Source organism: Niallia sp. Man26 (assembly GCF_022049065.2).
Taxonomy (GTDB): domain Bacteria; phylum Bacillota; class Bacilli; order Bacillales; family Cytobacillaceae; genus Niallia.
The window spans coordinates 3,699,941-3,712,272 of sequence record NZ_CP095743.1 but is presented as its reverse complement, the minus strand read 5'-3'; the positions used below and the strand labels follow the sequence as shown (position 1 = coordinate 3,712,272).

8 protein-coding genes are annotated in these 12,332 nt (G+C 41.4%); all 8 read left to right on the top strand.

What is annotated here, in order from left to right; all coding sequences use genetic code 11:
* The first annotated feature begins 60 nt into the window (after positions 1-60).
* From yukD to L8T27_RS18580, 8 genes are read left to right on the top strand one after another with little or no spacing between them, the layout of a single operon-like run.
* Positions 61-300: an ESX secretion system protein YukD gene (gene yukD, locus L8T27_RS18615; protein WP_233315995.1), complete on the top strand. Its 240-nt coding sequence runs from the start codon at positions 61-63 to the stop codon at positions 298-300.
* Positions 301-314: 14 nt separating this feature from the next.
* Complete coding sequence (gene essB / locus L8T27_RS18610) at positions 315-1,478, top strand: type VII secretion protein EssB (RefSeq protein WP_237942092.1); 1,164 nt, start codon at positions 315-317, stop codon at positions 1,476-1,478.
* A 44-nt stretch (positions 1,479-1,522) separates the two neighbouring features.
* Positions 1,523-5,989 carry a type VII secretion protein EssC gene (essC, locus tag L8T27_RS18605; protein WP_237942091.1) on the top strand — a complete coding sequence of 1,489 codons (4,467 nt, stop codon included), beginning with the start codon at positions 1,523-1,525 and terminating at the stop codon, positions 5,987-5,989.
* Positions 5,989-9,096, top strand: coding sequence for a type VII secretion protein EsaA (gene esaA / locus L8T27_RS18600; RefSeq protein WP_237942090.1), 3,108 nt, complete (start codon positions 5,989-5,991; stop codon positions 9,094-9,096). Before essC ends, esaA begins: the two co-directional genes overlap by 1 nt.
* Positions 9,083-9,592, top strand: a complete 510-nt coding sequence (essA, locus tag L8T27_RS18595) for a type VII secretion protein EssA (protein ID WP_248574463.1) — start codon at positions 9,083-9,085, stop codon at positions 9,590-9,592. Before esaA ends, essA begins: the two co-directional genes overlap by 14 nt.
* Positions 9,593-9,594: 2 nt before the next feature.
* Entirely contained in the window at positions 9,595-10,020 is a 426-nt protein-coding gene (locus L8T27_RS18590; RefSeq protein ID WP_233315990.1) for a YwqH-like family protein, read from the top strand.
* A gap of 1 nt (position 10,021) precedes the next feature.
* Entirely contained in the window at positions 10,022-10,285 is a 264-nt protein-coding gene (locus tag L8T27_RS18585; RefSeq protein ID WP_233315989.1) for a YwqI/YxiC family protein, read from the top strand.
* Positions 10,286-10,297: 12 nt separating this feature from the next.
* Positions 10,298-12,328 (top strand): ribonuclease YeeF family protein, encoded by a 2,031-nt coding sequence (locus L8T27_RS18580; protein WP_248574462.1) that lies wholly within the window; start codon positions 10,298-10,300, stop codon positions 12,326-12,328.
* Positions 12,329-12,332: the final 4 nt, after the last annotated feature.

Below are 12,332 nucleotides of genomic sequence, written 5' to 3'. Positions count from 1 at the left end.
AAACCCTAGGAGGAGCGCTTTTTTTATGGAGCGCTCCTTTACGTTTTGAGGTGGAAAATAATGTATATAGAAGTAACGGTCGATTTGCAGAAATACAATCGAAACAAAATCGACTTACGCTTATCTGACTATTACACAATAAAAAAGCTAATTGATTTATCATGGCAGGTTTCTGATATAGAAACTCTTCCACGATCAGGTTATTGGGTGCGTGTGAAAAATAAACAAAAGGTATTCCCGGGAAATCAACGGCTAACAGATGCAGGAATTACTACGGGAGATATTATTGAAATTTTATGAGGGTGGTATAGAAGATGCCTCAAGCTGAACGTACATACTTAGAAAAAAAGTTGGATGCGATAATCAAAAAAGACAAAAATCGTATTACGTTTATCTTTCAAATTGAAAAGATAAAGATGGATGATAAGAGTGAAGTGTTAATTCTTAAGGATATAGAAAGTCAGCTTCCTAAAGAAATTAATGTAGAGGAGGATGCTCTTCAAATACATATTGATATTCCCAGCTCCTATCAATATGGTACCTCTATTCAAGGGCTTTCGCACAAGGACAGATTAAAAATAATCTATCAATTGATTCATAAAGTAAAAGATCATCGCATCTCAAGGCTGCATCTTTTCATCAGTCCCGAGAACATTGTGGTGGATCAAGGCTTGACCCCTTATTTCCTGCATTATGGAGTGAAAGAAAGTCTGCCTCCTTACGAAAGAGATGAGGTTGAGCTGTGGCAAGAGCTGAAGGCGCTGGCTGCTTCTTGGGTCGATGTCTCCCGTTCATTTGAGCAATACCTGCAATATGAGAAGACTTTGGAGCTGAGTGAAGACAGCAAAAGGGTGCTTGAGGCCGAGTCTGTTGAAGAGCTGTTAACAGTAATCGACGAGTTTATAAGGAAGGATAGGGAGTCTGCATCTCTGTATATAGAAGTGACAAAAAAGAAATGGAAATGGTTCCGTAATAGTTTGATTGCTGTGAGTGTTCTGCTTGTACCAGCCATTATATATTCCTTTTATTCTATCTTTTTTCTGCAGCCGAAGCAGTCCAAGATTATACTTGCACAAGAACAATTTCTAACCAGTTCCTACAGTGACGTAATTAATACACTTCAGCCTTATAAAATCGATGACTTGCCTAAGGTTGCTAAATATGAACTGGCAACAGCTTATATTTCAAATGAAAACCTGACAGATGAGCAAAAACAATTTGTCCGCAATACCGTCACCCTGCAATCTGATACTAAGTATTTAGATTATTGGATCCAGATTGGCAGAGGAGAAGGGGAAGAAGCACTGAAAACGGCAAGATTTCTAGAGGAGACAGATCTTATTGTCTTTGCCCTTATTAATTACCGGGAAAATATTTCTGCAGATGAATCGATGGACAGCGAGGAACGTCAGCAAAAAATCGATGAAATTGATCGGGAGATTAAGGAATACCAGCAAAAAGAAGACAGTGAAACTTAATCGTTTATCGTCATTACGTCAGCGATTAAAGAGGAGATAACAAGATGTACACATTATTTGTATTTCATGATGATACATACGAAAAGGCTCATCTGAAAAAGGATGACGAGCTAACCATCGGAACAGCAGTTGATGATGATATTACTTTAACCGCAGCAAACATAATAAGCCAGTTAACAGTAACAGTCGACAAAAATGGGAATGCCTTCTGTCAGGTTGGCAAGGAAACAGTCCAGTTAGAGGAACAAATGCAGCATTCTGTAAATACAGGGACTTTATTTATTAAGTTGTTTCTAACAAGGAATCTACCTGAAACCACCTATTATATTGGTAATCGTAAGGAAATCCGTTTTGCAGCGAATGGAGATGAAGGAAAGAGCGCGTCGGAATACTGGCTGCTAGAGAAACAGGACGAGTTGTCAGCAGGCTTTATGCTCGATTTATATGACAAACCGTCTGTAAAGAAAGGGGAAGCCAACTTATATCTTAATGGCCATTTGCTGGCTGCAGACAGTGAATTGGAATTAGGCGATATCCTCTTCTGGAATGGTATGGAAATTACATATTTGGAGGAAGACCTACTTGCTGTTACGAGTGCAAAGGAATTTGGCACAGAGTTGGAGGCAATTAAACCTCATCAGTCTGAAATGAAAAAACGTTATCCTTTATACAGACGAACACCGAGGATGGTATATGAGCTTCCAAAGGAGAAAGTTCAACTCACATTTCCAGGACAAGAGGCACAGCATACGAAGCGCCCACTATGGCTGATTATCCTGCCGCCATTAATGATGCTTATCGTAATGGGAATTGTAGCGCTGTTCATTCCTAGAGGAATATTTATCGTCGTTTCTCTTGTGATGTTTGCAACTACTTTATTTACATCTACCTTCCAGTATTTTAAAGATAAAGCAAACCGCAAGGAATGGGAGCTAAGAAGACGGCGTATTTATTCTAATTATTTGGAAGAGAAACGGGAAGAGCTTCATCTGCTGTCTGAAAAGCAGCGTGAAGTGCTTCACTATCATTTTCCATCCTTTGAACGAATGAAATATATGGTCTCAGAAGTATCAGACAGAATATGGGAGCGAACATTAACAAGTCAGGATTTCCTGCAGTTCCGCATTGGAACAGGTAAAGTGCCGGCCAGCTACAAAATCGATGTAAGCTCACAGGATATGTCCAACAGGGAAATGGATGAGCTCATGGAAGCGTCAAAGCGTCTTGAGAAAACCTATCAGGAGCTTGAGCCGCTACCAATCACTGTCGATCTGTCAAAGGGTGCAATTGGATTAATCGGAAAGGAAGCAGTACTTAAAAGGGAGCTTCACCAACTGATTGGTCAACTGGCATTCTTCCACAGCTATCATGATGTCCGCTTCATCTTTATTTTTGATGAAAAGGAATACAGCACATGGGAGTGGATGAAATGGCTGCCTCATTTTCAGCTGCCTAATTCCCATGCAAAGGGCATGATTTATAACGAAAGCACGAGAGACCAGCTTCTGAGCTCGATATATGAAATGATTCGGGAAAGAGACTTAGAGGAGGATAAAGAAAAGCTGTTATTCTCCCCGCACTATATTTTTATCATTGCTAACCAGCAGCTTATATCAGAGCATGTCATCCTAGAATATTTAGAGGGTGAGCACAAGCAGCTTGGCATCTCTGTCATCTTTGCTTCAGAAGCAAAGGAAAGCTTTTCTGATAATATCCATACGCTTGTCCGCTATATTAACACCTCTCAAGGAGATATCCTGATGCAGGATAAAAAGGCAGTCGAAATTCCGTTCAGCCTTGATACCCATCAGTATGAAAATAATGAGTATTTTGCGAGGATGCTAAGGACGCTGAACCATCAGGTCGGTGTGACAAACTCTATTCCAGAGAGTGTATCCTTCTTAGAAATGCTTCAATTTAAAGATGTTAAAGATATACCAATCGAGGAGTACTGGCATAATAACCAATCAGCAAAATCGCTAGCAGTACCAATCGGTCTTAAAGGGAAAACAGATCTTGTCAGATTGAACCTTCATGAAAAAGCACACGGTCCGCATGGATTATTAGCAGGAACTACTGGGTCTGGTAAAAGTGAATTCTTGCAGACATACATCTTGTCATTAGCTGTGCACTTCCATCCCCATGAGGTTGCCTTCCTGCTGATTGACTATAAAGGTGGGGGAATGGCTCAGCCATTTAAGAATATGCCCCATCTGCTTGGCACTATCACCAATATTGAAGGAAGCAAAAACTTCAGCCAGCGCGCACTTGCTTCTATCAAGAGTGAGCTCAAGCGGCGCCAGCGTCTGTTTGACCAATATGAGGTGAATCATATTAATGATTATACTCGTCTGCATAAACAAAATAAGATTGCTGAACCGCTGCCGCATCTCTTCCTTATTTCTGACGAGTTTGCAGAATTAAAGAGCGAACAGCCTGAATTCATTCAAGAACTGGTCAGTGCTGCCAGAATTGGACGAAGCCTTGGTGTCCATCTTATTCTCGCAACACAAAAGCCAGGCGGCATTATTGACGCGCAAATCTGGAGTAATGCCCGCTTCCGCATTGCCTTAAAAGTGCAAAATGCTGAGGACAGCAGAGAAATCTTGAAAAACGGAGATGCTGCCGGTATTACAGTGACAGGAAGAGGCTATTTGCAGGTTGGCAATAACGAGGTATACGAGCTGTTCCAATCTGCATGGAGCGGAGCAGCCTATAACGATGAAGCCTCACTTAATGAGGATGAGGTTGCTCTTGTTACAGATTTAGGACTAGTGCCTTTATCGGAGCTTTCCTCACAGGATACAACAGGAAAAGATTCGGTAACAGAGATGGAAGCAATTGTTGAAGAGATTGAAGCAGTTCATCAAAAATTAGGTCTTATCAAAATCGCTAGTCCATGGCTGCCGCCTTTATCACCGCGCATCTACAGACCAGATATCGCCCAAGAGAAAGAAGCGAAGAAGGTCTTGTTGGCAATGGTTGATGAGCCTGAGAAACAAAGTCAGTCTTCATATACATATGAATGGATGGAGGATGGCAATGTCGGAGTCTTCGGATCTTCAGGCTATGGAAAAACACAGACAATGATTACCTTGCTGATGGGAATTGCTGCCGATGCAAGCCCGGAAGAAGCCCATTTCTATTTGCTTGATTTCGGTAACGGCGGTTTGCTGCCATTAAGGCAGCTCCCGCATTCGGCAGATTATTTCTTGATGGATGAGCAGCGCAAAACGAATAAATTCGTTGCCATTATTAAAAGTGAGATGGCGAAGCGAAAGAGACTGTTCCAACAAATGGAGGTAAGCTCCATTAAGATGTACAACACTCTTTCGGCAGATCCGCTGCCATTATGGTTTATTGTCATTGATAACTATGATGTTGTGAAAGATGAAATGCATGACTTTGAGACCCAGATGAATCAATTTGCAAGGGATGGACAATCGCTGGGCATCTATATGATTTTCAGTGCAACGAGAGTTAATTCTATTCGTCAGACATTAATGAACAATCTTAGAACGAAAATTGTCCATTATTTGATGGACAACACGGAAGCTTATTCCATATTAGGCAGGGTGCCGTTTGAGCCTGAACCGATTCCAGGCCGAGCAATTATTAAAAAGGATTCTGCCTTTTTCTCTCAAGTTGTTCTGCCAAACATCGGAATGGATGAATATGAGCAGCTGCGATTGCTGAAAGAAGACATTGATGCTTTAAAACAGAAGTATATGGAATGTGATAAGCCGAAAGCAGTGCCAATGCTGCCTTCTGAACTGAATAATAAACAGTTCTACTTGTATGTAAAGGAGCAGCAGCAAGGCTTAATTCCAATTGGATTGGAAGAGGAGCTTGTCGAGCCTGTCAGCATAAACTTTGCCAAGACCAATCATTGCTTAATTTTAGGTCAAGCGCAAAAAGGCAAAACAAATGCCATGCAGCTTATTTTAAATGAGGCGCTTAATCAGACGACCGAAAAGCCTGCCATCTTTGATTCTATTGACAGAAGCCTGTCACAAGTTGGAGATAAGGATGAGGTCAGCTTTATCGATAACAAGGAAATGATTGCTGCTTGGATAGACAATGTTGAGAACATTTTAAAACAGAGGGAATCAGATTATGCAGAGGCTGTGCAAAGCGGCAGGATGCCAGAGAAGCACCCGCATATCTATATGTTTATTGATGGATACGGAAGGTTTTTACAGCAAGTCGATAACCGCATTCAAGAAAATATTGTTCGACTTATGAAGAATTACAGCCATCTTGGTTTCCATATCGTTGTATCTGGAACAAACAATGAGCTGACCAAAGGCTATGACCCGCTGACATTAGAGTTGAAGCAAGTCCGCCAGGCACTTGTCTTAATGAAGAAGTCAGAGCAGACCTTATTTACCCTCGCTTATGACAGACAAGAGCAGGAAGTGCAGCCAGGGTTCGGCTATTATGTGGAAAATGGTAAAGAAAAGAGAATCCAGATTCCGTTGATGTTAGTGGAAAGGAAGGTGAGCCTATAGTGAAGGGCTTTCCTATATGGAAGATAATTATCGCATTAGTTGTCATTATTGGTTCCCCATTGCTGTTTTTTAAGGCAATTGGGGAAAATCCCCTTAAAGAGAAGGAGAACGCAACAAAATCAATTGCTATTGTAAACGAAGATGTTGGTGTACAAGGGGAGCAAGAAATTCGTTTAGGCGAAAGTGCTGCAAGTATTTTGGCAAAAGACTCTGCATATAACTGGAGTGTTGTTGGCAGAAGCGCCGGCGAAAGCGGGCTGCGCAACAATAAATATGATGCTGTCATTTATATTCCATCAGACTTTTCGAAGAAAGTAATGGATTATGAGAGTGAGAACCCAGCCAAGGTGACATTTGATTATAAGTTGCAAGCACAATTAAATGCTGTCAATACAGAGAAGGTAAAGCTGGAAATTGAAAAAGCAACAAAGCGGACAAATCAGCGCGTATCTTCTTTATATTGGAGCTATGTCGCGACAGACATGAATTCTGTTAAGAAGGAATTCGACCAAATCCTGCAAAAGGAGCTTGATTTCCAAACTACGATGCTTGCCTTTTATAAGCCGAGCTCAAAGGATTTAACAGATCAGATAAAAGAACAGCAAACTATGCTAAACAATATTAAGAACTCCTTCGGGCAAGTTGCTGATCAAGGGACAGATCAGGCAGCTTCAGCTGATTCCTTTTCAGAGGACTTAACAGGTTTTGTTGATAATGTGAAAGCATATGAACAATATCAACAGGAGCAACAAAAGCTTCTTGCAAGCATTCAAGAGGATGCGGTTGCCAATATTAGCACAGCGACAGAAAACCAAAAGTCGCCGTATTTGCAGACACAAAACTTGTTAAATGAGAATGAACAAACAGTTTTGCAGCAAATGGCCGACTTGAACACTTCTCTGCAGACAAATGAAAGCCTGCTTCTAGAAACAAAGCAAGAGCGAGTTGATACAGTCGGAAGCCAGCTGCTTTCCTATAATCAATATCAAAGCAATCTTTTAGACTATTATCAGCAGTTAGTTGATACGAAAACACTTAACTCCTTGCAGACTAAAATAGTAGCTGCAAAACAAGGTTTATCAGATGGAGAAGAAGTGCTGCTGCCAGAGGCTCCGCCGGAAAACCCGGAAGTGCCAGAGGAAATGACGGACGATGATGTTACAGAAGATCCAGGAACAGAGCCTGATGAAGGCACAGAAGAAGAGGGAGCAGCTAGTGATAAGCCAGCTGATGACAGCGGTGAAAACTCATCTGCCACAATTGAGCAAGACGGAACGAACGGAAACGAGCAAACAGGTGAAGAACAGGAACAACAGCCTGGAGGTTCGAATGAAGCAGGTAGTGAACAAAAGGAATTAGGAGATATCCATGCTGCTTTGCAAAGCCTTGAGGAACAATTGGCAAGCATGGCAGGCAGCACCTCTAGCGAAGAAGTGGCAAAGGCTGTTGAACAGCTGAAGGCTATTAATGAGCGTGTGCTGAAAGTGAGCGAAAGTCTAAAGACAAGCGGTGATAACCAGCAAGGTTATGTTAAAGGACTGCTTTCACAAATTGCCGAACTAACAAATCAGCTCACCAATAACGCAACAAGCTTAACAGAGCTGGAAACGAAGAATGAAGACTTAAATAAACAACTCGAAGAGCTGACGAAGCAAAAAGAAAGATTAATAGAGTACGCAGAGGATTTAACAGAGGTAAATGACGAGCTGAGAGACCAGCTTTCCCAATACGCTGATAATATGACCGCAATATTGGATGTGATTGAAGAAAAGGAACAGTCTATATTATCATCTGAAGCTCTTTCCGGAGAGCGTAAACAGGAGCTTGAGAGCTGGTTTGATAAAGATATGGAGACAGGCAAAGTGGTAGATCTCCTTTATTACTATGCGTTCTTAAACGAGTATGAAGGCACATTGTCAAGCATGCTCGGTCAGAATCCAGCAAAAGAAGAAGTTATGGCAAATGAAGATTTCCTTAAACAAATTCAAGCTATCTTCCAAGTAACAGATGAAGAAGCCAGCTATTGGAATCAGCTGGAGCAGGAAACACCAACAATGCGTGACGGTTTAACTGCATTAAACGATAGATTTACTTTGTTTATGGCAGATTACAAGAAAACAATGGATGAAAATCAAAGCATTCTTTTAGACAGCTTTACTTCCATGCAAGAGGATGCGAGCAAACTAATGGAGCAAATTCAGCAGCCGGTTCAAAACGAGGCTGGCAATTTAAGTGCCGAAGCAAAGGGAACTGGAGTTGCAACGAGCTACAAGCTTATTCAAGAGCAAATGAGCTCCTTCCACAATGGGCTCAAGGAAGCAAGCGAAAGTCAGGATACCATTATTGATTACACCAATGATTTACATCAAGAGGTTTCTGCTGTTCAGACAGATGCAGATGTGCTGAACAATAAATGGTCAACAAATGTTAAGTCAACACAGCTAATAAGAGATGACGTCTTCTCCGTGCTTGGCAATGCTTTTGTTGACGATCAATCGAATGGTGTTGTTTATGACTTCCTTTCAAGTCCGCTGCAGCTGACTGCAGGAACTTCTGAAAAGGTTGAAACAAACACAGTGCCGCCGGTAGTTGTGCTGTTTATCGTTTTATTAAGCAGTCTGTTAATCGGTTATACAACCTACTATTTCAACAGCCTGCCATATTGGGTAAGAGCAGCACTATTCCTGCTCGTCAACACCCTTGTCGGCTTTATCATCAGCCTTTACGGTCTGAAAATATATCAGCTGGCAGAGCAGGCCACAATGGAATGGACGGTGTTCACTATCTTATTGCTAATGGTAAGCTCAGGCATAATTACTGTAGCATTTTCACTGCACCGCCTTGCCGGTCTGTTTGTAACAGCAGGTATGGTTGCTTTGTATGTCACACCATTGCTGGCATTGAGCACACCTAACTTTAAATTTACTGATCCGATGAGCAATGTATATATTTCCATTCAGTACAGCACTGAATCATTATTTGCTCCGGCTGCTATCATCCTGGTGTTTGCACTGCTTCTTCTTATCGTTCTGCAGGTGCTGATTGAACGATTTAAAGGTTCCTCCAGCAGCTTAGAGCATGAGGTGGGAGCTAATGAAACGATGTAAATGGATTATATATCTGGTTATTTGTTTTATGGGAATAAATGTTTATTTTTACAATGAAGCTGTGAAAAAAGCATATGCAGAGACAAATACAAATATTGATGAATTGGCACCAAATGATTATGAAGGTAAATCAACTGACAAAAATACAGACTTGCTTGATGAGGATGCTTCCTCATCAAGTAAGTCTGAAATTCCAGAAGAACAAAAGCAGCTCATATTTGACGGCAAAAAGACCTTTTCTGCTGATGATGTCAAAGAGAAGCTATTCCAAAAAGCAGCCACAAATAAGATTGAACAGAATGCAGAACAGCTTGGATTGTTTGCAGGTGATGATGAAATAAGGCAAGCGGGAGTATCAGAAGAAACATTGCCTGATACCACCTCCTCTTTATCCTTATTTTTAGGCATTTTGATTGCTGTCTGCATCACTTTGCTTGGCATCGTTTTAACTGTTTTCTATCGGACAGCAAAACAATGGGAAAGAAAGGGGCAATAATTATGAGTCTTTCTAGTATACTCGCAAACCTAGGCGGCGATGTAAGCGGCAAAATAGATAATATTGAACGAAAAATTAAAAGGTTAAGATCAGCTAAAAATAAAGTGGCGAATGAGCAGGATGCAATGCTCGAAGAAATCAGACAGCTGAAAAAGCCTGATTTAGACAAAAACTGGGTTGGCAAAAGAGCAGATGAGTTTGACGGAAAGCGGGAAGATGTGTATCAGACGATGAGTGATATTGGGAACAGGGAATATGAATATTACCAAAGCTCAATCGAAAATAAAATCAACTTCCTGGAAATAGAAAAAGCCAGTCTCCATGGTATCGGGGTCCTTGTTTCTGAAGCAAACAAACTATTGGACCGCGGAGAAGAAATGGTTGAGGATGTCAAAGGCAAAATATCTGAAATTAGAAGGATGTTGTGATATGGCTACGATTAAACTAAACCATGCAAATGCAATCAGCAAACTAAGCAATGCAGAACAGGCGGTGCACAATCTTGATATGAGCAGTGCACCGACAAGCAAGCTGAAGGATAACAAGCTTGATTTCACTTCAGAATGGAAAGAAAGAGAAGAACGAATCGAGAACTTGATAGAGGAATACAAAAAGATTGTTCTAAAGAATGTGGCCGATACGAAGGATAATATTGATGCATTGAAGGAACAAGATGAAGCGATAACCAGGTAAAGGGTGATGTCAGTGAAGGTATTAGATGGAAATAGCTTACGTGAAACAATGGAAGCAAGAGCTAAACACTATTCATCCATACGGGAACAGTTTGCACAGCTGCGCAAAGCCTTTCAAGACATAGTTGAACTAAATGAATTTGAGGGGCGAGGCGCAGAGGCAATTAAAGGATTTTACAGAGGTCAAATAGAAGTAACAGAAGCATGGCAGCGCCTGATAGACAGGCAAATTGCCTTTTTTGAAGGTGTGCAAGGCAAGCTGGAGGATAAGAACTTAGGCAGCAATACTAGAGTGGAAACTGGCTTTCTTGAAGAAGCGCTGCTTTATAAAGAACGACAGGCAGATGAAATGGTCAGTGAGCAGCGCAAAGCTCTCCAAAATATTTTCGCAGAGATCGAGGATCTGATATCCCTCGATCCTTTTTCTAGAGAGCGGTTCGACAACGAAATGGTAGAAGCTAGAAAGAAAAGGACCGATACACTAGATGCCGTCGGGCAAACCGACCAGGAGTTATTAGAAGAATACCTCTCCTCAGAAGGAGAAGAATTCTACGTGGCAGCCCTTTTCCGCGCCCTCCTTGAAGCTACAAAACAGGGCAGCGATATATCACCAATTCATTTTAACGCAGACGCTTACCTAACAAGCGAAGTGTATCAGCTCAAATCTGAAGCAGAAGCACAAACAGATGCATATCTCAGCTTCAAAAAAGAGGAAAAAGAAGCGAGAGAAATAGCAAACCGGCCATGGTACGAAGATCTATGGGAAGGGACCAAAACATTTGCAGGAGAATTCTCCGGCTATTATGATTATCTTAGGGCAAAAGACGGCGTCGACCCCGTAACAGGAGAAAAGCTTTCAGCCGGTCAGCGCGTCACAGCAGGAGCCATGGCCGCAGCAGGATTTATACCAATAGTCGGCTGGGCAGGACGGGCCATCAAAGGCGGCAAAGGCATTTACTCCGCAACGAAAGCCATCACAGCAGCCGATCACGCTCTCGATGCATACAGAAGTGCCAGCACCTTCTCCGCCTTAGAGAAAACAGAAATGGGCCTTTACGGTCTAATCGCAGCAAACGGCCTGTCCGAATACATGACAGGCAATGACATGTTCGGCAACGAACTAACAGACGAGCAAAGGCAAGCAAGCCTTGCCCAAGGCATTTTTGCAGGGCTGCCCTTTGTGCCAACTATGGCGCGGGAAGCGACAAGTATGGGGAAAGGCTGGATTGATGACGTCACACAGCGTATCAGCAGCTCACCTAAACTTGTGACAGAAACCGGAATTGTCCACATCGATGATACTGTAAAAGCAGAAAGTAAGGCAGTGGAGTCTGTTAGCGGGGAAAAGGATAAGGCTTTGAGTTTGTTGTCTGGGCAACAAAGACCACAACTTAAAAATGGGCCAATAAAAACTAAAACTAGTGAATCTATACAAATTATTTTAGAGAAGTATGGTTATTCAGTTGATGAATTTTTGGTTTTATTACATCCAGATAAATTATTAAGTGAAGAAGATTTTCAGAAAGTTAATTTAATTAGAGATGAAATAGGCTTACCGCCAAAAAATACTCCAATGGCAAAAGTAATTCCACAAAGTGATCTATACAATTATCTTTATAATGAAGAATATAGTGGAGTAAGAGGGTTTACTGCTGTGAAGGAGCATACAGAAAAGTTGATAACTTTAGAAGAGAAATTTGAGGGGGCTCGTCTAGATTATAATAATACAGCATTTAAAATAACAAACGGTATTGACGGTATATCAGAGTCTGTTGGAAGTCCAGATAATTTTTTTGGAACAATAGAATATAAGATACTAGAGCCTGAACAGTTATCTATCCCAAGATGGGAGCCTAAACCTGATTCCTATCCGTACACAGGTAGAGGTTTTACAGGAAGCAGAGAAGTTGTTCTTCCAGAATACTACCAACAAGCAAGAAAGTTTGTTGATGGAGATTTGTTGATTATTAGAGATAGCAAAACAGGGGAACCTGTTTTCAAATTTATTTTTGATGAAGAAGTTGGATGGGTTAAAGATAATTAGGGTG

What these genes read in the sequence shown, in the direction of transcription:
- yukD (WP_233315995.1), top strand. Translation starts at nt 61, where the DNA reads ATGTATATAGAAGTAACGGTCGATTTGCAGAAATACAATCGAAACAAA.
- essB (WP_237942092.1), top strand. Translation starts at nt 315, where the DNA reads ATGCCTCAAGCTGAACGTACATACTTAGAAAAAAAGTTGGATGCGATA.
- essC (WP_237942091.1), top strand. Translation starts at nt 1,523, where the DNA reads ATGTACACATTATTTGTATTTCATGATGATACATACGAAAAGGCTCAT.
- essA (WP_248574463.1), top strand. Translation starts at nt 9,083, where the DNA reads ATGAAACGATGTAAATGGATTATATATCTGGTTATTTGTTTTATGGGA.
- L8T27_RS18590 (WP_233315990.1), top strand. Translation starts at nt 9,595, where the DNA reads ATGAGTCTTTCTAGTATACTCGCAAACCTAGGCGGCGATGTAAGCGGC.
- L8T27_RS18585 (WP_233315989.1), top strand. Translation starts at nt 10,022, where the DNA reads ATGGCTACGATTAAACTAAACCATGCAAATGCAATCAGCAAACTAAGC.